We start from the raw sequence: 21,982 nt of genomic DNA on the forward strand, positions 1-21,982 counted from the left end.
TCAGTGACCGGGAAGGAACGTACGTTACTTGAGGCCGAGCTGCTTGGTGGGAATCCTGTACGACTCCTTGGCCGTCATGGCAGAAACAGCAGCGACGACGCAGATGACCGCGGTGAAGATGCTGATCTGCACCCAGCCGCCGGGCTTGATGCCACCCATGGCGGCCACGATGGCCGGCGCGAACCCTGCCATCAGGAAGCCCAGCTGGGTGCCGATGGCCAGGCCGGAGAAGCGGACCTTGGTGCTGAACATTTCGGCGTAGAAGGACGGCCATACGGCGTTGGCGGCAGCGTAACCGCAGGAGAAGTAGCCGATGGCGGCCAGGAACATCAGCGGGACATTGCCGGATTCCAGGCTCAGCAGAAACAGCGGGGTGAGCACTGCACTGGCCAGGGCGCCGTAGATGTAGACGGGCTTGCGGCCGATCCTGTCCGCCAGCATGCCGAACAGCGGCTGGGTGCCCAGGGCCACCAGGTTGGCGCCCACGACCAGCCACAGCGTGGTGGTGCCGTCCACGCCGGCCACGGTCTTGGCGTAGCTGATGGCGAGGGTGCCGAACACCGTGGACACGGCGGCGATGAAGGCGCAGCAGATCACGCGGAGAACATCGCGCCAGTGGCCCTTGAGCAGGTCGGCGACGGGAAGCTTGGAGATCTGGGCGGACTTCTGGGCTTCCTCGAAAGCGGGCGGTTCGTGCAGGGTGCGCCGGATGAAGAACGCCACCACAACCACCACTGCGCTGAGCCAGAACGGGATGCGCCAGCCGATGCCGTACTTGATTTCGTCCGGCAGGGTGAGGACGGGGATGAACACCAGGGCAGCGAGGATCTGGCCGCCCTGCGTGCCGGTCAGGGTCCAGGACGTGAAGAAGGACCGGCGGTTGTCCGGGGCGTGCTCCAGGGTCATGGAGGAAGCGCCGGCCTGTTCGCCGGCGGCTGAGAGGCCCTGGCAGAGCCGGGCCAGCACCAGCAGTGCGGGAGCCCACCACCCCACGGTGTTGAAGTCCGGAAGGCAGCCGATGAGGAAGGTGGACGCACCCATCAGGACGAGGGTGAACATCAGGACTTTCCGCCGGCCCACCCTGTCGCCGAAGTGCCCCAGGATGACGGCGCCAACCGGCCGCGCAACGTACGCGAAGCCGAAGGTGGCGAAGGACATGATGGCCGCATTGGCGTCAGCGCTGGGGAAGAAGACGGTGGGGAAGATCAGTGCGGCCGCCGAGCCGAAGATGAAGAAGTCGTAGTATTCGACGGCGCTGCCCAGGAAGCTGGCGAGTGCAGCCTTCTTGGGGGTTCCGGCGTGCGTGGCGGTGCCCGCTCCGGCGGAAGGAAGTGTCTGGCTCATGGAGTTCCTTTGTGTGACGACATTGTCGCGGATGATTCAGGAGTCGCAGCCGCCGCGGCCTGGGTACGGGCGGGGCGCGATGCGGCTGGAGTCCTCTAAAGACCCGAGCGAGTAGCCACATGGTGAGAGCTACTTGTGCGATACAGCAATGATGGCTGTGAGGGCTGTCACTTGTCAAGAAAATAATCACCATCTAGAAATAGCTCTCACATTGTGGCAACATCAAAGCATGAGTGTGAATCAAGCCACAATGGCCGATGACGTCCAGGAGGACCCTGCGGGTGGAGGTGGCCCCGCTGCCGCCCCCGGAGTGCGGGGTGATTCCCCCGCCGCGGCCAAGGGCGCGGGCAGGAAGAGCGCCGAGCGGACCGACATGGTGGGCAAGGCCCTTGGCCTGCTGGTGCTTTTGGGTGATGAGCCGCGCGGGGCCAGTGCGGCCGAGATTTCGCGGCGCGCGGAGCTGCCCTTCAGCACCACCTACCGGCTCCTCGGTTCCCTCGCCCGCGATGGTTTCGTGGACTACGAGCCGGATGGCCGGCGTTACCATCTGGGCCTGCGGATCTTCCAGCTGGGCCAGCGCGTTTCCAACCATCATGGGTTTGCCGGAGCTGCCATGCCGGTCCTTCGCCGGGTCACGGAACGGACCGGCGAGGCCACCATCCTCAGCGTCCGGGACGGCCATCACCACCTGACGGTCAACAAGGTGGACGGCCCGCAGATGTTCAGGGTGACCAGCGACCCTGGCCATCTGGGCTCGCTGTCCGCCACCGCCGTCGGCAAAGCCCTGGTGGCCTTTGCCGAAGACGCCGAGCGCGAGAAGCTCCTCGCAGAGCTGCCGCTCGAACCACTGACGGAAAAGTCCATCTCGGACCGTGTTGCCTTCCGCCGGGAGATCGACCAGGTGCGCCGCCAGGGCTACGCCGTGATGGACGAGGAAAACGAGATCGGCATGCGTGCCGTTGCCGTCCCGCTGCTCAACAGCCAGGGGCATGTTTTTGCGTCGCTGGCGACGGCGGCTCCAGTCTTCCGGATGACCCTGGACGAGCTGAAGGCGCATGTATCGCTCCTGCAGGATGCGGCGGCCGAGCTGGCCGCGCGGCTTCCGCAAAGGTAGTCCCCGCGCCGCCGATGTTCGCTAGACGAACACTAGTGCGCAGAATGAACAATTGCTGTACTGTAATCCCTGTCACCGGTATGCCGCCCCGCGGCCCGGTGCCGTTACCAAAGGAGCTGCACGGATGAGCCAACGAACTGAGTCCTACCTGGTGGGACTGGTCGGAGATGGCGTGACGCCATCGCTCACCCCGCCCATGCACGAACGGGAAGGTGACGTGCAGGGCCTGCGCTACCTGTACCGCCCCATCGACCTCCTCGAACTCGGCTTGGCCGGGGACTCAGTGGGCGAGGTCCTCCGCAGCGCCCGCACGCTGGGCTTCAACGGCCTGAACATCACGCATCCCTGCAAGCAGCTGGTCCTGCAGCACCTGGATGAGGTGAGCCCCGACGCCCGCCGGCTCGGCGCCGTCAACACCGTGGTCATCCGGGACGGCCGCTTCATTGGCCACAACACCGATTTCTCCGGCTTCGCCGCCGCGCTCGCCTCGGGTCTCCCCGGCGCGCGGCTGGACCGCGTGGTGCAGCTCGGCGCGGGAGGTGCCGGGTCCGCCGTCGCATACGCCCTGCTCAGCGCGGGCGTAACAGTGCTGGACCTGGTGGACATGGATCCAGGACGTGCCGCCGCTCGCGCCGCTGAGCTTTCCGGGTTCTTCCCGGACAGCACCGTTACGGCACGGGCGACGGCGGAGCTGCCGCAGCTCATGCCGCTGGCCGACGGCCTGGTGCACTGCACCCCGGTGGGCATGGCCGCGCACCCCGGCGTTCCGCTGGACCTGGAGCTGGTCGAATCCCGGCACTGGGTGGCCGATATTGTCTACCGGCCCATCGAGACCGAGCTGGTGCGCGGCGCGCGTGCCAAGGGCTGCGAGGTCCTGGACGGCGGCCGCATGGCCGTGGGGCAGGCTGCCGACGCCTTCCGGATCTTCACCGGCCTCGACGCCGACCCCGAGCGGATGCGCTCGCACTTCCTTGAGCTCGTGGCAGCCGAGGAGGTGGCCGCCTGATGCGTACGGGTATCGCCACCGTCTGCCTCTCCGGCACCCTGAAGGAAAAGATGCAGGCCTGCGCCATTGCGGGCTTCGACGGCATCGAAATCTTCGAACAGGACCTGGTCACCTCGCCGCTGAGCCCTGAAGACGTGCGGAAAATGGCCGCAGACCTGGGGCTCGGCCTTGACCTCTACCAGCCGTTCCGGGATTTCGACGGCGTCACGCCGGACCTGCTCAAGGCCAACCTCCGGCGCGCCGAGGCCAAATTCAAGCTCATGTCCCGCCTGGGCATGGACACCATCCTGGTGTGCTCCAACGTTGCCACGGCCACGATCGATGACGACGGCGTCCGTGCCGAACAGCTCGCACAGCTCGCCGGGCTGGCCGGGGACCACGGCATCAAGGTGGCTTACGAGGCGCTGGCCTGGGGCAAGTACGTCAACGACTACGAACACGCCTACCGCCTGGTGGAGATGGTGGACCACCCCAACCTTGGCACCTGCCTGGACTCCTTCCACATCCTGTCCCGCGACTGGGACACCGCACCGATCGAGAAGATCAACCCGGAGAAGATCTTCTTCGTCCAGGTGGCCGATGCCCCCAAACTTTCCATGGACGTCCTGTCCTGGAGCCGCCACTACCGGGTCTTTCCGGGCGAAGGCCAGTTCGAGCTCGCCAAGTTCATGGGCCACGTGGTCCGCGCCGGCTACACCGGTCCGGTGTCGCTGGAGGTCTTCAACGATGTCTTCCGCCAGTCGGACACCGAGCGCACCGCAGTCGACGCGATGCGCTCGCTCATCTGGCTGGAGGAACAGAGCGCCAAGTGGCTCGCCGACAACGCCGGGAACGGCGCGGCCAGTGCCCCGTCCGGCGGTGCCACGCTCCGGCGTCGTTATCCCATGGAACTGGCCACCCTCCCCAAGGTGAACCAACCCGCGGGCTTCAATTTTGCCGAGGTGAAGGCGGACAATACCGCGCAGCTGGAGAGGCTCCTGGGCCAGCTCGGCTTCGGATTCGAAGGCCGGCACCGTACCAAGGATGTCCAGCTGTGGTCCATGGGGCAGGCGCGGGTCATCATCAACGAACAGGCGGCCTCGCAGGCTGAGCCGTCCATCGCGGCCCTGGGTTTCGACGTCGATTCCCCCGTGATTGCCTCCGCCCGGGCCCAGCAGCTCAAGGCGCCGGTGGTGGCCCGCCGGGTCCAGGCCGACGAGGAAGTCTTCCAGGGCATCTCCGCCCCGGACACCACCGAGATCTTCCTCTGCCAGGGCAGCCCGGACGGCACCGCAGCGTGGACGCACGAGTTCGGTGAAGGGCTCGAGCATGCCCGTTCCGCACAGAACGCGGTGATCGACCACGTGAACCTGGCCCAGCCCTGGCAGCACTTCGACGAGGCCGTGCTCTTCTACACCAGCGCCCTCGCCCTCGAACCGCAGCCGTTCGCCGAGGTCCCCAGCCCCAGCGGCCTGGTCCGCTCCCAGGTTATGGAAACCGCCGACGGCGCGGTCCGGCTGGTGCTGAACCTCGCCCCGGTGCAGCAGGCCCACGGCCCGAAGACCTACCAGGAACACATCGCCTTCGCGGTGGACGACCTCGTGGCGGCGGCGCGGGCCGCCCGGGCCCGCGGCCTGGACTTCCTGCAGATTCCCGCCAACTATTACGAGGACCTGGACGCCCGGTTCGATCTTGACCCCGGATTCCTGGCCACGCTCCGGGAGCTCAATCTCCTGTACGACCGGGACGCGGACGGCGAGTTCCTGCACTTCTACACAGCCACCGTGGGCAGCGTGTTCTTCGAAATGGTTGAACGCCGCGGAAACTACAGCGGCTACGGCGCCCCGAACGCGCCCGTCCGCCACGCCGTCCAATACGACTCACTCCACCGCTGATATCTGCCCAACGCATCAATGAACACCCCCAGAAAGGAGCCGGACGTGCCGGAAGAGACCAACGCCCAGCCTGAATCGGACGAGTCCGTACCGCCCGCCGAGCCGAAGGCGGCCCACCTGCCGCTGGACAAGGCCATCGAAACCCAGGCCGACCTCAGTGCCGAGATCAACTCCCTCGGCGAGGCCTACCGGCGCGCGCTCAAGGACGGAGCGCGGCCGGAGACCCAGCCCCGCCTGGACTACCCGCCGTACCGGAGCAGCATCCTGCGCCACCCCACCAAGAGCCTGCACCATACGGACCCGGAAACCATCGAGCTGTACTCGCCGGCGTTCGGGCACCAGGACGTGCACGCGCTGGAATCGGACCTGACCATCCAGCACAACGGCGAACCCCAGGGTGAGCGAATCATCGTGGCCGGCCGCGTCCTGGACGGCGACGGCCGCCCGGTGGCCGGGCAGCTGGTGGAAATCTGGCAGGCGAACGCCTCCGGCCGCTACATCCACAAACGCGACCAGCACCCGGCACCCATTGACCCCAACTTCACGGGAATCGGCCGCTGCATCACCGGCCCGGACGGCTCGTACCGCTTCACCACCATCAAGCCCGGCGCCTACCCGTGGAAGAACCACCTGAACGCCTGGCGCCCGGCACACATCCACTTCTCGCTGTTCGGCACCGAGTTCACGCAGCGCATCATCACCCAGATGTACTTCCCCGGCGACCAGCTCTTCCCGCTGGACCCCATCTACCAGACCATCGTGGACCAGGACGCCCGCGACCGGCTGGTGGCCAGCTACGACCACAGCCTCACCGAGCCCGAGTGGGCCCTGGGCTACAACTGGGACATCGTCCTGACCGGGGCCAAGCGGACCTGGACCGAAAACGAGGCACTGGGTGCCGCCGGCGACGACGACAACGAATAGGCAGAGGACCACGCACATGAGCAACTCCACCAAACTCGTTCCCACCCCCGGCCAGACGGTGGGCCCGTTCTACGGCTACGCGCTCCCGTACGAGAAGGACAACGAGCTGCTGGCCCCCGGTTCGCCCGGATCCATCCGCCTGCAGGGCACCGTGTACGACGGCGCCGGCCAAACTATCCCGGACGCCATCCTGGAAATCTGGCAGCCTGACAGCGAGGGCAACGTGGTCCAGCGCACCGGCTCGCTGGTCCGCGACGGCTACACGTTCACCGGCTGGGGCCGCGGCGCCGTGGGCAACTCCGGCGTCTACACCTTCACCACCGTGAACCCCGGCCCCACGAAATCCGTTCCGGGAAAAGCAGCGGCTGCGCCCTTTATTTCCGTAGCCATCTTTGCCCGCGGCCTGACCAACCGGCTGTTCACCCGCATCTACCTTCCCGAAAACGAGGAAGCCCTGGCCAGCGACCCCCTGCTCAGCTCGCTGGACCCGGAGCGACGCAAAACGCTGATCGCCCGCCGCGACCCCGATGGCGGCCTCACCTGGGACATCCGCCTCCAGGGCGAGGGCGAGACGGTCTTCCTGGACTTCCAGTGACGCACTCCGCTGCCGGGGATCTGCACCCCTTCGCGGACGGGGGCGACGCCGCCCTGCTCAGTCCCGTCTCGGCGTCGCCCCTGGTGGCGGCGCTCACCGGTGACCGTGCCGTGGTGGCGGCAATCCTCGCTGTCGAATCGGGCTGGGCCGCCGTGCTGGAACACGCCGGACTGGCACCAGCCGGGTCCGCCGCCGTCGTTGCCTCCGCTGCCGAGCCCGGGCGCTACGACGTGGCGGACATCGCCCGGCGAGCCCAGGGCGGCGGCAACCCCGTGATCCCGCTGCTGGCGGACCTCCGGAAAAACGTCGCGGCGCTGGACACCGCCGGGGTTGGTGCCGGGAAAGCCGTGCACACCTCCCTGACCAGCCAGGACGTGCTGGACACGGCCCTGATGCTGCTGGCCAGGAACACGGTCCACGCCGTGCTCGCTGACGTGAAGGGCACCACGACGGCGCTCGCGTACCTGGCGGGGCAGCATGCGGACACGCTGTGCGTGGGCCGGAGCCTGACGCAGCATTCGCTTCCCTATACTTTCGGGCTGCGGGCTGCGCAGTGGTTCCAGGGCGTGGCTGCCGCAGGCCGGCAACTGGAAGCCCTGGAGTTCCCGGTCCAGTTCGGCGGTGCTGCGGGAACCCTTGCTGCAGGAACCGTGCTGACGGAGGGCGCCCCTTCCACGCCGTTCACCCTTGCCGGCGCGCTGGCTGACCAGTTGGGCCTGGTACCGGCCCCGGCACCCTGGCATACCAACCGCCTGGCTATCACCTCCCTGGGCCATGCGCTGGCTTCCGTGCTGGACGCCTTCGGCAAGATCGCCGCCGACGTCCTGTTCCTGAGCCGGCCCGAGGTGGCTGAGCTCGCCGAGCCGCGCGCGGCCGGCCGGGGAGTGTCCTCCGCCATGCCTCAAAAGCAAAACCCCGTGCTGTCCGTCCTGGTCCGCAGCGCCGCGCTGCAGGCACCACAGCTGGCTGCCCAGCTGCACGTGGCAGCCGCCAACTTCAACGACGAACGCCCCGACGGCGCCTGGCACACCGAGTGGCCGGCCCTGCGCCAGCTGCTGGCCCTGGCCCTCGGCGCAGCCGGCCACGCCCGCGAACTCGCCGAAGGGCTGCAGGTGTTCCCGGATGCCATGCGCCGCAACCTTGACCTCTCCGGCCCGCTGCTGCTGGCCGAAGGCGTCAGCGCCGCGGTGGCGCCCCTGCTCGGAGACCAGGACGGCCGCAGCGGCAAGCAGCAGCTGCAGGACGTGGTGGACCGGACCCTCCAGGCATCCCCCGCTGAGCAGGCCGGCACCTACCGCAAGCTGTTCCGCGGGGCCGTCCCCGCCGTCGTCGTTTCCGATGCCCGGCTGGAGGAACTCCTGGATCCTGCCAACTACCTGGGCCAGGCGGCAGGAATCGCCAACCGCATCCTGGCGGCTTTTCCCGAATTTGATACCCCTACCGACGCGAATGGAGCTTCCCGTGGCTAAGCCGGCCCTGAAGGCAGCGCTGCTGTCCCCCCAACGACCCCTGGGCGAGCACCCCCTCCTGCTGGTGGGTCCGTCCCTGGGCACCTCCTCCATCCTCTGGAACAGGGCCGTGTCCCTGCTCGGCACCGACTATGACGTGGTGGCCTGGGACCTGCCCGGCCACGGCGTCTCACCCGCAGCTACCGAAACGTTCGACGTCGCTGCGTTGGCTGACGCCGTAGTGGACCTGGCGGACTCCATCGCCCCCGGTGAAAACTTCCACTACGCCGGCGTCTCCCTGGGCGGCGCGGTGGGCCTGCAGCTGGGCATCAGGCACGGTGAACGGCTGAATAGCCTGTCCGTGCAGAACAGCGGGGCCAAGATCGGGACGCCCGAAGGCTGGCTGGAACGCGCCGAAACCGTTCGGACCCAGGGCACTCCGGTGATGATCCAGGGCTCCGCCGAGCGCTGGTTCGCCCCAGGGTTCATGGACAGCCAGCCGGAGCTGAGCAGCCGCCTCCTGCACGCCCTGCGCGATGCCGACCGCTTCAGCTATGCGTTCTGCTGCGAAGCGCTGGCAGCGTTCGATGTCCGGGCCGAACTCGGCAGCATCCGGGTTCCCACCCAGGTGATCGCCGGTGCGCTCGACGGCGTGGCCACGCCGTCGATGGCCGCCGACGTGGCCGCAGGAATCACCGGTGGCGGCGGCACCGCCACGGCCGTGACCCTCGAAGGCGTCGCCCACCTGGCACCTGCCGAAGCTCCGGCCCACGTGGCCGAGCTGATGCGCGGGCTGATCAGCTGGGCCGAATCACAGGTGGCAGCAAAGTGAGCGGCCCCGGACAGCCTGATCCGGCGCGCAACGGCGTGGTCCAGCCCAGCGCTACCAGCCAGGAAATTTACGACGGCGGCATGGCGGTCCGGCGCGAAGTCCTCAGCGACGAGCACGTGGACCGGGCCAACGCCGCCAAGGACGGCTTCACCGAGGATTTCCAGGACATGATCACGCGGATCGCGTGGGGCGGAATCTGGACGCGGCCCGGCCTGACCCGGCAGATGCGATCCGCCGTCACCATCACCGCCATGGTGGCCCACGGCCACTGGGAGGAACTCGCGATGCACATCCGGGCGGCCCTCCGGAACGGTCTCAGCCGGGATGAAATCAAGGAAATCCTGCTGCAGACAGCCATCTACTGCGGCGTCCCCTCCGCCAACACGGCCTTCAAAACCGCCCAGCAGGTGTTCCGTGAGCTGGACGCAACCCACACCAACGAACCCCACCCAACTAGGTAGCAGCAGATGTCGTTATGGGCCTCCAAAACGACATTAACTGCTACCTAGTTGGGAATCCCAGACGCAAACCAGAGGAACAAGTTATGAACCAGGCTTTTGTGTACGATGCGGTGCGCACTCCGTTCGGTAAGTTCGGCTCCGGCCTTGCCGGGGTGCGTCCGGATGATTTGGCTGCGCATGTGATCAGGGAGTCCGTGAAGCGGGCCCCTTCGCTTGATCCGGAGCGGATTGATGAGGTGGTGTTCGGGAACGCGAACGGCGCCGGTGAGGAGAACCGCAACATCGCCCGGATGGGTACGCTGCTGGCGGGCCTGCCGGTCTCGATTCCGGGGACCACGGTGAACCGTTTGTGTGGTTCCTCGCTGGACGCGGCGATCATCGCCTCGCGGCAGATTAATGCCGGCGACGCCGACCTGGTCCTGGTGGGTGGGGCGGAGTCGATGTCCCGGGCGCCGTGGGTGTTGCCGAAGACGGAGAAGCCGTACCCGGCCGGGGATATGACGCTGGCGTCCACCACGCTGGGCTGGCGCCTGGTGAACAAGTCGATGCCGAAGGAATGGACCATCTCCCTGGGCGAGGCCACCGAACGGTTGCGGGAGAAGTACGGGGTGACCCGGGAGGCGCAGGATGAGTTCGCCGCCGCCTCGCACAACCTGTCCGCCGCGGCCTGGGACGAGGGTTTTTACGACAACCTTGTGGCGCCGGTGCCGGGCACGGACCTGGTGCGGGACGAGGGCATCCGTGCCGGTTCGTCGGCGGAGAAGCTTGCCGGGCTGAAGACCGTGTTCCGTGCGGAGGGCGGGACGGTGACGGCGGGGAACGCGTCGCCGTTGTCCGACGGCGCCTCCGCGGCCTGGGTGGGCAGTGAGGCTGCCGCCGGGCTGCTCGGGCTGGAGCCTTTGGCACGTATCGCCGGGCGCGGGGCGCACGGCAATGATCCGCAGTTCTTCGGGTACGCCCCAGTGGAGGCGGCGAACAAGGCCCTCGCGAAGGCGGGCATCGGCTGGGACCAGGTGGGCGCCGTCGAACTTAACGAAGCGTTTGCCGCGCAGTCCCTGGCCTGCATCAACGCCTGGGGTATTGACCCGGGGATCGTGAACGCCCATGGCGGGGCGATCGCGATGGGCCATCCGCTGGGTGCGTCGGGCACCCGGATCCTGGGCACCCTGGCACGGTCCCTGCAGGCCTCCGGGGAACGCTGGGGTGTTGCGGCGATCTGCATCGGCGTGGGCCAGGGCCTGGCCGTTGTCCTCGAAAACGTCACGGCCGCCCCGTCGGCAAAACCAGTGAAGGGCTGAGAGAGATGCTGAATTTCGTAGACACCGTGGCCGATGCCGTGGCCGGGATCAAGGACGGTTCCACGGTGATGATCGGCGGGTTCGGGAACGCCGGGCAGCCGTTTGAGCTGATTGACGCGCTGCTTGAGTGCGGGGCCAAGGAGCTGACGGTGGTGAACAACAACGCCGGGCAGGGGGACCAGGGCCTGGCGCTGCTGATCAAGGAAGGCCGGGTAAAGAAGATGATCTGCTCCTTCCCGCGGCAGTCCGATTCCTGGCACTTCGATGCCAAGTACAAGGCCGGGGAAATCGAACTCGAGCTGGTGCCGCAGGGCAACCTGGCCGAACGGATCCGCGCCGCGGGGGCCGGGATCGGTGGGTTCTTCACCCCTACCGGGTACGGGACAATGCTGGCCGAGGGCAAGGAAACCCGGATCATTGACGGGCGCGGCCAGGTCTTCGAAACACCGATCCATGCGGACGTCGCCCTGATCAAGGCCCTGAGGGCCGACGGCAAGGGCAACCTGGTCTACCGCAAGACCGCCCGGAACTTCGGCCCGATCATGGCTGCGGCCGCCAAGCACACCATCGTCCAGGTCGCCGAGATCGTGCCCACCGGAGGGCTGGACCCGGAAAACGTGGTCACCCCCGGGATCTACGTCAACAGCATCGTCAAAGTTGCCGGCAGCGGCAACACGGCAGAAAAGGCGGCCTGAGATGAGCCTCACCGAAACGTCCATCCAGACCTCCGACGCACCAATGGGACGCGATGACCTCGCCCGGCTGGTGGCCCGGGACATTGCCCCGGGATCGTTTGTGAACCTGGGTATCGGCCAGCCGACCCTGGTGTCGAACTACCTCACCGAGGAACAGAACATCACCCTCCACACCGAGAACGGGATGCTCGGCATGGGCCCCGCCGCCGAAGATGACGAGATCGACGGCGATTTGATCAATGCCGGCAAGATCCCCGTCACCGAACTCCCCGGCGCCTCGTACTTCCACCATGCCGACTCGTTCGCGATCATGCGCGGCGGGCACCTGGACATCTGCGTCCTCGGCGCGTTCCAGGTCTCCGCCACCGGTGACCTCGCGAACTGGCACACCGGGGCACCCGGGGCGATTCCCGCCGTCGGCGGTGCCATGGACCTGGCCACCGGCGCCAAGGACGTCTTCGTGATGATGACCCTGCTGACCCGCGACGGCGCGTCCAAGATCGTGGAGTCCTGCACCTACCCGCTCACCGGCGTCGGCTGCGTCACCCGCGTCTACACCGACAAAGCCGTCTTCCTCACCGGACCCGACGGCGTCACCGTCCGCGAAACCTTCGGCACCACCCTCGAAGAACTCCAGGAACTGGTACCCGTCCCCCTCAAGGCCGCACCCGCCGCCGGACGCCGGGACCCTGGCGCACCCTAGGATTGGTAACCATGACCGACGCCGTCCGCACGGACACCCAGCCACCGCAGGCCAGCGACCAGTTCGTCCAGTCGCTGGCCCGCGGGCTGGCCGTGATCCGCGCCTTCGACGCCGACCGTCCCGTTATGACCCTCAGCGAGGTGGCGGCCCAAACCGGCCTGACCCGGGCCACGGCGCGGCGGTTCCTGCATACCCTGGTGGAGCTGGGATACGTCCGGACGGACGGAAAGACGTTTGCCCTCACGGCCAAGGTCCTCCAGCTCGGCTACGCCTACCTCTCCGGGCTGTCGCTGCCGCAGCTGGCCCAGCCGCACCTGGAAGAGCTGTCCCTGGAACTGGGGGAGTCGACGTCGGCCGCTGTCCTGGACGGCGTGGACATCGCCTACATCGCCCGGGTGACCACGCGGCGGATCATGACCATCGGCATCACCGTGGGTACCCGGTTCCCTGCCTACGCCACCTCCATGGGGCGGGTGCTCCTGGCCAACCTGCCGGCCCCGGCCCTCAAGGAATACCTCGCCGCAGCGGACATCAGGCCGCTCACGCCCCGGGCCCTGGGGACGGTCCCGGAACTGTTGGCGGTGCTGGAGACCGTCCGGGCGCAGGGCTGGTGCCTGCTGGACCAGGAACTGGAACCGGGCCTGATGTCCGTGGCGGCACCGGTGTTTGACGGGACCAAGGTGGTGGCGGCGGTCAACGTGTCGCTGCAGGCCCAGTCGGTGGCAGCCCGGGAGGACCCGGAAGCCTACCTGGCGTCGGTGGCGCAGGAGATCACGGCCACCGCCAAGCTCATCTCCGCGGACCTCACCGCCCGCGGCTGATTCCCCCGGCCAGGCAACGGGCAGGCCCAGGGCGGAACACCCCCAAGGTAACTGTTTGCCACCCAAGCCCGCCGCACTACTCCCGCAGCAGCAGCGTGCGCTCTAGACTCAACCCAACTGTGCGCAGCAGAGCGGCTGCCGCAAGACTGCCGGACGCGGCAGGAAGGGAGCGTGCGGGTGAAACTGGGCATTCCGCGGGAGCGCCGGCAGGGCGAACGGCGCGTGGCCGCCACTCCCGACACGGTGAAGCAGCTGGCCGGAATGGGCCTTGACGTCCTGATCGAGGCGGGCGCGGGCGACGCCGCAGGGCACCCGGACCGCGAGTACACGGAGGCCGGCGCCGCCGTCGTTCCTGAACTGGACACCGGCGCCGTGGATATCCTGGCGCATGTCCGCCCGCTGGACCCGCACACGGCCGCTGCGCTGAAAAGGGGAGCTGTCACCGTGGGCCTCGCGTCGCCGTCGTCCGAGTTGCCCACCGTGCGGGCACTTGCGGAGGCGGGCGCCACGTCCTTCGCCCTTGAACTGGTGCCGCGCATCTCCCGCGCCCAGTCCATGGACGCGCTCAGCTCCCAGGCCCTGGTGGCCGGGTACCGCTGCGTGCTGGAGGCCGCCATCCGGCTGCCCAGGTTCTTCCCCCTCTACATGACCGCCGCCGGAACGGTCCCGCCCGCGCGGGTCCTGGTCCTCGGCGCCGGCGTGGCCGGGCTGCAGGCGATCGGCACGGCCAAACGGCTTGGCGCCCGGGTGTCCGCCAATGACATCCGGCCCGCCTCCGCGGACGAGGTCGCTTCCATGGGCGGCACCTTCATCCGCCTGGACCTGGAAACCGCGGAAGCTGCCGGCGGCTACGCCCGCCAGCTCAGTTCCGACGCCGGCACCCGGCAGCGGCAGTTGCTCGCGCCGCACGTCGCACAATCGGATGTCCTGATTACGACGGCGGCCGTGCCGGGCAGGCGGGCACCGCTCCTGGTGACCCGGGAAATGGTGCAGGGCATGCGGCCCGGATCGGTCGTCGTAGACCTCGCCGCGGAATCCGGCGGGAACGTGGAAGGCGTGGTTCCCGGCGAGGACATCGCGGTCCCCACCGCCGACGGTGCCGGCCACGTGACCCTGGTGGGACTGAAGGACCCGGCCTCCGCCATGGCGTCCGATGCCTCCCGTCTTTATGCCAAGAACGTGGCCAACCTCCTGGCGCTGGTGGTCCGGGACGGGGAACTCGTCCTGGACTTCGAGGACGAGGTGGTGGCAGGGGCCTGTTTTGCCCACGACGGCGAAGTGCGGCACCGGCCCACCGCAGAGCTGCTCGGCGAAGCAGCCCGTGCCGGGCAGGAAGGGGTGCTCTGATGGACGGAATGAGCCTGCTGACCATCACGGTCCTGGCCGTCTTTGTGGGATTCGAGGTGGTGTCCAAGGTCTCCAGCACCCTGCACACCCCGCTGATGTCCGGCGCCAACGCCATCCACGGCATCATCCTGGTGGGTGCCATCATCGTTGCCGGCCAGGCCACCGACCCGTTGGTCCTCGCGGTGGCCCTGCTCGCCGTCGTCCTGGCCACAGCCAACCTCGTGGGCGGCTTCGTGGTGACGGACCGGATGCTGCACATGTTCCACGCCAGGAAGGACACTTCCCGCACGGGTGCCGCGCAGTCCGGTGCCGCGCAGAAGGCGGACGGGAAATGAGCATCCTCGACCCCGCCTGGACCGCCCTGCTGTACCTGGCCGCCGCGGTCTTCTTCATCCTCGCCCTGCGCGGGCTCAGCTCCCCCCGCACCGCCCGCCGCGGCAACCTGATCGGTGCCTTCGGTGCCCTGATCGCCGTCGTCACCGTGTTCCTCTCCGCCCGGCTCGAGAACATCCCCTGGATCCTGGGCGCCATTGCCGTGGGATCCGCGGTGGCGGCGCCGGTGGCACGGCGCGTGAAGATGACGCAGATGCCCCAGCTGGTGGCGCTGTTCAACGGTGTGGGCGGCGGTGCGGCGGCGCTGGTGGCGCTCCTGGAACTGCCGCATGCTGAGGGGCCCTGGGTGCGGCTGGCCATCGTGTTCACCCTCCTCGTAGGTGCGGTCTCCTTCGCCGGATCCGGGGTGACGTTTGCCAAGCTGCAGGAACTGATGACCACCCGGCCGGTGCTGTTTCCGGGCCTGCCCGTGGTGATGGCTGCGGTACTGCTGGCGTCTGTGGCGGCCGCCGTCGCCGTCGTGATCAGCGGATCCACGGCGTTCGCGGTGCTGCTGCTGGCCCTGGGCCTCGGGGCCGGCGTCCTGCTGGTGCTGCCCGTGGGCGGCGCGGATGTACCCATTGTGATTTCGCTGCTGAACGCTTTTACCGGCCTGGCCGTCGCGGCGTCCGGCCTGGTGCTGGGCAACGTGCTGCTGGTGGTGGCCGGCACCCTGGTGGGGGCGTCCGGCACCATCCTGACCCGCGCCATGGCGGCGGCGATGGGCCGCAGCGTGGCGGGCATCCTGTTCGGCGCGTTCCGGGGAGGTTCGACGGCGGGATCCACCGCCGTGAGCGAACGCCCGGTGCGGTCCTCCACGCCTGAGGATGTGGCGGTGCTCCTGCGGTATGCGCAGCGGGTGATCATCGTCCCCGGGTACGGCTTGGCGGTGGCACAGGGGCAGCATACGGCGGCGGAACTGGCGCAGGCGCTGGAAGCCCGGGGGATCGAGGTGGACTTTGCCATCCACCCCGTGGCGGGCCGGATGCCTGGGCACATGAACGTGCTCCTGGCCGAGGCCAACGTGCCGTACGAGTCGCTCAAGGAAATGGTGGAGATCAACCCTGAGTTCAAGAACGCGGATGTGGCACTGGTGGTGGGCGCCAACGACGTAGTGAATCCTGCGGCCAAGACGTCCTCCGGCTCACCGATTTACGGCATGCCCATCCTGGAGGTCTCTGCCGCGCGCCAGGTGGTGTTCCTCAAGCGCTCCATGCGCCCTGGCTTCGCCGGTATCGAAAACGAACTGCTGTACGAGCCACAGACCTCCCTGCTGTTCGGTGACGCCAAGGATTCGCTCGCCCGGGTGCTGGGGGCGGTCAAGGCCCTGTAGGCAAAGAACGCCGCCCGCCGCGGGTTACTCTTCTTTCAGAAGCTTGCTTTTCACCGCCATCAGAGGACGCCATGACTGACACCAGCTCCACTTCTCCCAAACGCGCCGCCATCATCGTGAATCCGGCCAAGCCGGTGGACATCGACGTGCGCGGCCTGGTGGCCAAGCATTGCGTTGAGAACGGCTGGGGCGAGGCCATCTGGCTGGAGACCACCAAGGAGGATCCGGGCGTAGGCCAGGCGAAGGAAGCATTGTCACAGGGTGCAGACATCGTGATCGCGGCCGGTGGCGACGGAACGGTCCGCTGCGTTGCCGAGGTACTGGCCGGCGGTGACACTCCCATGGGCCTGCTGCCGTTGGGCACCGGTAACCTGCTGGCCAGGAACCTGGGCATGGACGTGACCGATTACGACGGCGCCATGGCGGGGGCCCTGATCGGCGCGGAGCGGAAGATCGACGTGGTCCGCGCCCGCCGCAGCGATCCGGACAAGGAGCAACTCTTTTTGGTGATGGCCGGCGTGGGTTATGACGCCACCATCATGGCGGACACCAACGAGGACCTGAAGGACAAGGTGGGCTGGCTGGCCTACGTGGACGCCGGCATCCGCAACCTGCCCGGCAAGCCGGTCAAGGCCACCGTGGCGATTGATGGCCAGACGGTGGTGCACCGCGGCGTCCGCAGCGTGATGGTGGGCAACTGCGGAAAGGTCCAGGGCGGCTTGGAGATCTTCCCCGATGCCAAGGTGGACGACGGGCTGCTGGATATTGCCGTGCTGGCCCCGCACCACGGCAGGCTGGGCTGGCTCTCCGTGCTGGCGGGCATCCTTGGCAAGGGCCGGAACCGGGACACCGCCGTCGAATACTTCCAGGGCAAGTCTGTGGAAATCACCCTCGAACACGCGGACGACTACCAGCTGGACGGGGACCACGAGGGCGAGGGCAAGCACGTCCTGATGACCATGGAGCCGGGCGCCCTCACGCTCCGGATGTAAGGGCGGCGGCTGAATTCCTGACGGATTGTGACCGCCCCGCGAGGGGTACGGCCAGGGTGAGGCGGCATGGGAAACTCCCGGGCCGCCAGCCGCATCCGCTGAGAGGAATGTGCCATGACAATCGCAGTCCTGGACCGTGCAAAGCAACGCTGGGACAAGCTGGGCGCCGGCATCTATGCCGCGGTCCTGAGTATCGTGGTCCTGGCCGCCAGCGGCCTCATGGGACTACTTTTCCACCTGCCCTGGCTGTTCCCAAGCCTCGGCCCCACGGTAATGCTGTTCTTCGAATCGCCCGAGCAGAAGGCATCAAGGCCGGTCAACACCCTGGTGGGCCACGGTGTGGGGCTGGCCGCAGGTGCGCTCTGCCTTTACGCGCTGGGACTGCAGCAACAGCCCTCCGCCGCAGTGGGCGGGCTGACGCCGCTGCATGTCCTCAGCGGCGTGCTGTCGGTTGGGCTGACCACTCTTGTCCTGACCTGGCTTGGCTTGCCGCACCCCCCAGCTGGTGCCACGACGCTGATCGTCAGCCTTGGCATCCTGTCCTCACCAGTGCAGATGCTTTCCATGGCGGGTGCCATCGTCCTCGTTACCGTTCTGGGGTGGGGCCTTAACGCGCTGCTGGGGACCCGGCCGGCCGGTGGGCAAGGATCTCCGCGAGTTCGGCCAGCCGGTGGGCGCGCGCCGATTCCGCCGGGGTGAAGGGCTCGCCCGGCCGGGCGAAAACGAGGGGCCCGTGCCATGCCGTTGGGACCTTGAGGTGGGTCCCGTCGTCGGGCATTTTCACGGGAACGCCCGACGACGGCACGATCCGCGCGCCCAGCAGCTCGGCCACGGCGAGGGGCAGCTCTTCCGGGGCGTCGGCGATCCGGGCCGCCAGGCTGAGCGCCCTGGTCTGACCGTCCGCCATGGCAAGCGCGGTGGTGGGCCACACGTGCGCACGGCTGCCGCCGCCGTCGTGCAATGCCGCCAGCAGCTCCCGTTCACCCATGGTGCCGGGAGCCGACAACACAAACTCATCCAGCACGCCGCCAGGGACCGGGTGCACGTGGATGCCCAGGATGTTGATGCCGTTCCGGGCCAGGGTGCCCGTGATTCCCTCCAGTGAACCGGGCTCGTCCCGCAGAACCGTGCGCGCCCGCCACAGGGCGGGCGCGGCTCCCAGCTTCCGCCGGTGGCGCAGCGCGGGAGCGTGCAGCCAGCCGCGCAGGATCCGGGCAGCGGACGGTTCGGCCACCCAGATCACCAGCACAGTGGCCGTCAGCGTGAGCACCAGGACCTTGGCGACATAGGGCAGGTGGGTTTCCACGACGGCGGCATGGACCAGCAACTCGATGGGCAGCATCACGGCCACGTTGGCGAGGGTCAGGCGGGCTTTGGTTGGCTCGGGCATCATGCCACAGACTTCGCAACTCAGTTCGGCGGCGGGCGTGGCCCGCGGTACGCGCTTCATGTCCCAAGCATCCGGGGCTGCTGTTTCTACGGCATTGCCTGCAGATTCCATTCAAGGGAATTAAAGAGGCGGGCTCGGGCGCCGCCGCCGTACGATTTACCAGGAACGTCAGTGCGGCCGGCCGCCCATCAGGACAACCGGTTACCGCAGGAAGGCGCTGCCCACGTGAAGTTGCTTGCTGAGATGTTCAGCATTGGTCCAGGCAACAAGGACCACCACCCCGCCCTCCGCTGCGCCACCGGCGTGTTCGTCCCTTTAATCACCCTGGTGCTCCTTGGCCGGCTGGACCTGGCCATCTTTGCGTCCTTCGGCGCCTTTACCGGAATCTACGGCCGCGGCGAACCGCACGCCGCCCGTTTCGTGCTGCAGCTGCGGGCCGGGCTCCTCATGCTGCTGGTGATGCTGCTGGCCACCCTCGCCGCAAGGATGGAGGCCGCCTTCAGCCTTGACCGCACCGCCACCACCTGGCTCCTGGTCCTGGCCACCACCCTGGTGGCGGGCAGCTGTTCCGTGGCCATTTCCTGGCTGCGGCTGCGCCCGGGCGGGTCCCTTTTCCACATCTTTGCGTTCGCCGCCATCGCCTCCATCCCCAACCAGCCGCCACTGTGGGAAGGCATGCTGGTTGCGGTCCTCACCACCGTTCTGTGCCTGCTGATCGGGTTTTCGTCCCGTATCCTGCCAAGCCACCGCACCCCCTGGACGTGGCCGCCCAGCATCCGGCGCACGCCGGCGGAGAAACGCGCCGCCTGGCTTGAAGGCCTCGGCTACCTGGTGGCGGCGGGGCTGGCGGGATCGCTGGCAACCTGGGCCGGGCAGCAGCTGGGATTCGGGCACAACTACTGGGCCATGGTGGCCGCGGTGGTGCCGCTGGTGGGCCACACCACGCGGCACCGGATACGGCGTGGTGTCCAGAGAATCGTCGGCACAGTCCTTGGCCTGCTGGTCCTGGCGGCGGTCCTGCTGCTGGGCCTGGAGCCGTGGCAGACCGTGCTGGTGATGGCCCTCTGCCAGTTCGGTGCGGAGATGTTCATCATCCGCCAGTACCTGCTGGCCCAGGTCTTCGTGACGCCCCTGGCACTCATCTCGACCCTCCTGGTGGTCCCCGCCTCGCCCTCCGCGCTGCTGCGCGACCGCATCATCGAAACCGTCATCGGTGCCGCCGTGGGCATTGCCGTGGTGCTGGCCCCCGCGGCTTGGCGCCGCCTCAGGCCGGGTCAGGGACAGGGTACGACGCCGGCCTGACCACCTTCCAGCCACGGCCGTCCTTCCAGCGCGCGGGCATCCCGGGGCCCTGCCGCGGTACGCTGGACTTCCCATTGAACGGAAGGTGTGGCGGTGGCGAACTCACAATCGGGTGATTCGGTGGTGGACCGGATAGTCCGGCTGATCTCCGCCTTTCCGCAGGACGTCGGCGCCCTGCAGCTTTCCGACCTGGCCGCACGGGCCGGGCTGCCGCTGACCACCACGCACCGGCTGGTGGGCCAGCTCGCCGGCCACGGGCTGCTCGAGACTGAACCCGGCGGCATGGTCCGCCCGGGACTCCGGCTCTGGGAGCTGGTAAACCGTGCCTCCCCGGCCTTGGCACTGCGGCAGGCGGCCATGCCGTTCATGGAGGACATCCAGCACGTCCTCAACCAGAACGTGAACCTGGCGGTGCTGGACGGGTGGGATGCGTTGTTCGTTGAGCGGCTCTCGCGGCGGGGCTCGGTGGCCAACCGGGCGCAGGTGGCAGGCAGGATGCCCATCCACATCTCCTCCGCCGGACTGGCGCTGATGGCGCACCGGGAGAAGGGGCTCCAGGCCAGCTACCTTGCCCAGTTTTCCGATCCCGACGGGAGGCTCACCAGCGACGATGTCCGCACGCTGCTGGCCGAAACATCCCACCAGGGTTTCGCCCAGCTGAAGAGGGTAGTGGATCCGGACACCTGGGGCATTGCCGTGCCCGTCCTCAACCGCCGCCAGCGCGCCGTCGCCTCGCTCGGCGTCGTGGTTCCGCTCCAGGAAATGCGGCTGCAGGCGCTGGTGCCCGCGCTGCAGACCGCGGCACGGGGCATTGCCCGCCGCCTTGCGGACTCTTGAACCATTCAACGGAATCACTGTAACGCCGGTCACCGCGCGTGGCCCACACTGGGTGCCAAGCAATCCTCTGGCCCCCGGGCCCGCGACGAAGCGAGACGCAGCCATGCCACGGAAAACCATCACCACCCAGGTAGCCATCATGGGCGCCGGCCCGGCGGGGCTCATGCTCTCCCACCTGCTGGCCAGGGCAGGCATCGAATCCACCGTGATCGAAGTCCGCAGCCATGACGAGATCGCCCGCACCGTCCGCGCCGGGATCCTGGAGCACGGCACCGTCAACCTCCTGGTGGACAGCGGGGTTTCGGACCGGGTCCTGACCCACGGCGACCGGCACGACGGCATCGAACTGCGCTTCAACGGCGAAAGCCACCGCATCGACTTCAAGGACCTCGTGGGCGAGTCCGTGTGGCTCTACCCGCAGACGGACGTGTTCACCGACCTTGCCGCACGGCGGAAGGACGACGGCGGCGACGTCCGGTACAGCGTCACGGACACCTCCGTCCACGACCTGGAGGGCAAGCCGAAGGTCTGGTTCACCGACGCCGACGGTGCCGAATACGAGATCCAGGCCGACTTCCTGGTGGGTGCTGACGGTTCCCGCAGCCACTGCCGGTTCCAGATTCCCGAGGCCAACCGCAAGTGGTACTTCCACGAGTACCCGTTCGCCTGGTTCGGCATCCTGGCCGAGGCGCCGCGCAGCTCGGACGAACTGATCTACGCCAACTCCGCCAACGGCTTCGCGCTCATCAGCCAGAGGACCGAGACCGTCCAGCGGATGTACTTCCAGTGCGACCCCAAGGAAAACGTCGCCGAGTGGGACGATGACCGGATCTGGGCCGAGTTCCGCAGCCGCGTCAACGGCAATGGCTTCGAACTGAAGGAAGGCCCGGTCATCGAGAAGATGGTGCTGCCGTTCCGCAGCTTCGTCCACACTCCCATGCGCCACGGCAACCTGTTCCTCGCCGGCGACGCCGCACACACGGTCCCGCCCACCGGCGCCAAGGGCCTCAACCTGGCCATCCACGACGTCAAGGTCCTCTTCGAGGGACTGGACAGCCACTACAACTCCGGTTCGGACCGGCTGCTGGAGGCGTACAGCGACCGCGCGCTGGAGCGGGTCTGGAAGGCCCAGCAGTTCTCCTACTGGATGACCACCATGCTCCACACCCCTGCCGACGCGGACGATTTCTCGCGCGCCCGCCAGCTCGGCGAACTCAACTCGGTGGTCGCTTCCCGCCACGGCATGGCCTACCTCGCCGAGGCGTACACCGGCTGGCCGGGCCGCGGCTAAGTC

The 21,982-nt window shown here is 68.0% G+C and carries 22 protein-coding genes; 20 read left to right on the forward strand and 2 right to left on the reverse strand.

Going from position 1 to position 21,982, the window contains the following annotated elements; translation table 11 throughout:
* Positions 1–24: 24 nt before the first annotated feature.
* The gene (locus tag QE394_RS09840) at positions 25–1,344 is read right to left on the reverse strand and encodes an MFS transporter (protein ID WP_056080415.1); all 1,320 of its coding nucleotides are present in this window, start codon (positions 1,342–1,344) and stop codon (positions 25–27) included.
* A gap of 229 nt (positions 1,345–1,573) precedes the next feature.
* On the opposite strand from QE394_RS09840, the gene QE394_RS09845 reads away from it, so the two are divergent.
* The 17 genes from QE394_RS09845 (at position 1,574) to QE394_RS09925 (ending at position 17,858) form a co-directional block, all read left to right on the forward strand.
* Positions 1,574–2,458 (forward strand): IclR family transcriptional regulator, encoded by an 885-nt coding sequence (locus QE394_RS09845; RefSeq protein ID WP_349034402.1) that lies wholly within the window; start codon positions 1,574–1,576, stop codon positions 2,456–2,458.
* 124 nt (positions 2,459–2,582) lie between these two features.
* Positions 2,583–3,464 carry a shikimate dehydrogenase gene (locus QE394_RS09850; protein ID WP_056080419.1) on the forward strand — a complete coding sequence of 294 codons (882 nt, stop codon included), beginning with the start codon at positions 2,583–2,585 and terminating at the stop codon, positions 3,462–3,464.
* Positions 3,464–5,338: a TIM barrel protein gene (locus tag QE394_RS09855; RefSeq protein WP_349034403.1), complete on the forward strand. Its 1,875-nt coding sequence runs from the start codon at positions 3,464–3,466 to the stop codon at positions 5,336–5,338. Before QE394_RS09850 ends, QE394_RS09855 begins: the two co-directional genes overlap by 1 nt.
* Before the next feature lie 45 nt (positions 5,339–5,383).
* Positions 5,384–6,262: a protocatechuate 3,4-dioxygenase subunit beta gene (gene pcaH / locus QE394_RS09860; protein WP_349034404.1), complete on the forward strand. Its 879-nt coding sequence runs from the start codon at positions 5,384–5,386 to the stop codon at positions 6,260–6,262.
* Positions 6,263–6,278: 16 nt separating this feature from the next.
* Complete coding sequence (gene pcaG, locus QE394_RS09865; RefSeq protein ID WP_261618951.1) at positions 6,279–6,857, forward strand: protocatechuate 3,4-dioxygenase subunit alpha; 579 nt, start codon at positions 6,279–6,281, stop codon at positions 6,855–6,857.
* On the forward strand, positions 6,854–8,326 hold the full coding sequence (locus QE394_RS09870) for a lyase family protein (protein WP_349034405.1): 1,473 nt from the start codon (positions 6,854–6,856) through the stop codon (positions 8,324–8,326). Before pcaG ends, QE394_RS09870 begins: the two co-directional genes overlap by 4 nt.
* Complete coding sequence (locus tag QE394_RS09875) at positions 8,319–9,137, forward strand: alpha/beta fold hydrolase (protein ID WP_349034406.1); 819 nt, start codon at positions 8,319–8,321, stop codon at positions 9,135–9,137. Before QE394_RS09870 ends, QE394_RS09875 begins: the two co-directional genes overlap by 8 nt.
* The gene (pcaC, locus tag QE394_RS09880; RefSeq protein ID WP_349034407.1) at positions 9,134–9,598 is read left to right on the forward strand and encodes a 4-carboxymuconolactone decarboxylase; all 465 of its coding nucleotides are present in this window, start codon (positions 9,134–9,136) and stop codon (positions 9,596–9,598) included. Before QE394_RS09875 ends, pcaC begins: the two co-directional genes overlap by 4 nt.
* Before the next feature lie 83 nt (positions 9,599–9,681).
* Positions 9,682–10,896, forward strand: coding sequence for a thiolase family protein (locus QE394_RS09885; protein WP_349034408.1), 1,215 nt, complete (start codon positions 9,682–9,684; stop codon positions 10,894–10,896).
* Between the two features lie 5 nt (positions 10,897–10,901).
* A complete protein-coding gene (locus tag QE394_RS09890) occupies positions 10,902–11,591 on the forward strand; it encodes a 3-oxoacid CoA-transferase subunit A (RefSeq protein WP_349034409.1) in 690 nt (229 codons plus the stop codon).
* Between the two features lies 1 nt (position 11,592).
* Entirely contained in the window at positions 11,593–12,294 is a 702-nt protein-coding gene (locus QE394_RS09895; RefSeq protein ID WP_268160380.1) for a 3-oxoacid CoA-transferase subunit B, read from the forward strand.
* A gap of 11 nt (positions 12,295–12,305) precedes the next feature.
* Entirely contained in the window at positions 12,306–13,115 is an 810-nt protein-coding gene (locus QE394_RS09900) for an IclR family transcriptional regulator C-terminal domain-containing protein (RefSeq protein WP_349034410.1), read from the forward strand.
* 177 nt (positions 13,116–13,292) lie between these two features.
* Entirely contained in the window at positions 13,293–14,462 is a 1,170-nt protein-coding gene (locus QE394_RS09905) for a Re/Si-specific NAD(P)(+) transhydrogenase subunit alpha (RefSeq protein WP_349035395.1), read from the forward strand.
* The gene (locus QE394_RS09910; RefSeq protein ID WP_349034411.1) at positions 14,462–14,797 is read left to right on the forward strand and encodes an NAD(P) transhydrogenase subunit alpha; all 336 of its coding nucleotides are present in this window, start codon (positions 14,462–14,464) and stop codon (positions 14,795–14,797) included. Before QE394_RS09905 ends, QE394_RS09910 begins: the two co-directional genes overlap by 1 nt.
* Positions 14,794–16,167: an NAD(P)(+) transhydrogenase (Re/Si-specific) subunit beta gene (locus QE394_RS09915; protein WP_056080450.1), complete on the forward strand. Its 1,374-nt coding sequence runs from the start codon at positions 14,794–14,796 to the stop codon at positions 16,165–16,167. The genes QE394_RS09910 and QE394_RS09915 overlap by 4 nt, the downstream gene beginning before the upstream one ends.
* Before the next feature lie 71 nt (positions 16,168–16,238).
* Positions 16,239–17,159: a diacylglycerol kinase family protein gene (locus QE394_RS09920; protein ID WP_349034412.1), complete on the forward strand. Its 921-nt coding sequence runs from the start codon at positions 16,239–16,241 to the stop codon at positions 17,157–17,159.
* Between the two features lie 114 nt (positions 17,160–17,273).
* Positions 17,274–17,858, forward strand: a complete 585-nt coding sequence (locus tag QE394_RS09925) for an HPP family protein (RefSeq protein WP_349034413.1) — start codon at positions 17,274–17,276, stop codon at positions 17,856–17,858.
* On the opposite strand, the gene QE394_RS09930 is transcribed toward QE394_RS09925, so the two are convergent.
* Entirely contained in the window at positions 17,767–18,609 is an 843-nt protein-coding gene (locus tag QE394_RS09930) for an ACT domain-containing protein (protein ID WP_261618960.1), read from the reverse strand. The two genes, QE394_RS09925 and QE394_RS09930, sit on opposite strands and share 92 nt — an antisense overlap.
* A 165-nt stretch (positions 18,610–18,774) precedes the next feature.
* Here QE394_RS09930 and QE394_RS09935 point away from each other — a divergent pair, with 165 nt between their 5' ends.
* From QE394_RS09935 to QE394_RS09945, 3 genes are all read left to right on the forward strand, one after another.
* A complete protein-coding gene (locus QE394_RS09935) occupies positions 18,775–19,851 on the forward strand; it encodes an FUSC family protein (protein ID WP_056081585.1) in 1,077 nt (358 codons plus the stop codon).
* A gap of 93 nt (positions 19,852–19,944) precedes the next feature.
* Positions 19,945–20,688 (forward strand): IclR family transcriptional regulator, encoded by a 744-nt coding sequence (locus QE394_RS09940; RefSeq protein ID WP_056080460.1) that lies wholly within the window; start codon positions 19,945–19,947, stop codon positions 20,686–20,688.
* Between the two features lie 103 nt (positions 20,689–20,791).
* The gene (locus tag QE394_RS09945; RefSeq protein WP_056080463.1) at positions 20,792–21,979 is read left to right on the forward strand and encodes a 4-hydroxybenzoate 3-monooxygenase; all 1,188 of its coding nucleotides are present in this window, start codon (positions 20,792–20,794) and stop codon (positions 21,977–21,979) included.
* Positions 21,980–21,982: the final 3 nt, after the last annotated feature.

Source organism: Pseudarthrobacter sp. SORGH_AS 212 (genome assembly GCF_030818145.1).
Classification (GTDB): domain Bacteria; phylum Actinomycetota; class Actinomycetes; order Actinomycetales; family Micrococcaceae; genus Arthrobacter.

Excerpts from the sequence above, each read along its gene's own strand:
- QE394_RS09840 (WP_056080415.1), bottom strand. The coding sequence starts at position 1,344 with ATGAGCCAGACACTTCCTTCCGCCGGAGCGGGCACCGCCACGCACGCC.
- QE394_RS09900 (WP_349034410.1), top strand. The coding sequence starts at position 12,306 with ATGACCGACGCCGTCCGCACGGACACCCAGCCACCGCAGGCCAGCGAC.
- QE394_RS09895 (WP_268160380.1), top strand. The coding sequence starts at position 11,593 with ATGAGCCTCACCGAAACGTCCATCCAGACCTCCGACGCACCAATGGGA.
- QE394_RS09945 (WP_056080463.1), top strand. The coding sequence starts at position 20,792 with ATGCCACGGAAAACCATCACCACCCAGGTAGCCATCATGGGCGCCGGC.
- QE394_RS09930 (WP_261618960.1), bottom strand. The coding sequence starts at position 18,609 with ATGAAGCGCGTACCGCGGGCCACGCCCGCCGCCGAACTGAGTTGCGAA.
- QE394_RS09885 (WP_349034408.1), top strand. The coding sequence starts at position 9,682 with ATGAACCAGGCTTTTGTGTACGATGCGGTGCGCACTCCGTTCGGTAAG.
- QE394_RS09850 (WP_056080419.1), top strand. The coding sequence starts at position 2,583 with ATGAGCCAACGAACTGAGTCCTACCTGGTGGGACTGGTCGGAGATGGC.
- QE394_RS09890 (WP_349034409.1), top strand. The coding sequence starts at position 10,902 with ATGCTGAATTTCGTAGACACCGTGGCCGATGCCGTGGCCGGGATCAAG.
- QE394_RS09855 (WP_349034403.1), top strand. The coding sequence starts at position 3,464 with ATGCGTACGGGTATCGCCACCGTCTGCCTCTCCGGCACCCTGAAGGAA.
- QE394_RS09920 (WP_349034412.1), top strand. The coding sequence starts at position 16,239 with ATGACTGACACCAGCTCCACTTCTCCCAAACGCGCCGCCATCATCGTG.
- QE394_RS09910 (WP_349034411.1), top strand. The coding sequence starts at position 14,462 with ATGGACGGAATGAGCCTGCTGACCATCACGGTCCTGGCCGTCTTTGTG.
- QE394_RS09915 (WP_056080450.1), top strand. The coding sequence starts at position 14,794 with ATGAGCATCCTCGACCCCGCCTGGACCGCCCTGCTGTACCTGGCCGCC.
- QE394_RS09925 (WP_349034413.1), top strand. The coding sequence starts at position 17,274 with ATGACAATCGCAGTCCTGGACCGTGCAAAGCAACGCTGGGACAAGCTG.
- pcaG (WP_261618951.1), top strand. The coding sequence starts at position 6,279 with ATGAGCAACTCCACCAAACTCGTTCCCACCCCCGGCCAGACGGTGGGC.
- QE394_RS09845 (WP_349034402.1), top strand. The coding sequence starts at position 1,574 with ATGAGTGTGAATCAAGCCACAATGGCCGATGACGTCCAGGAGGACCCT.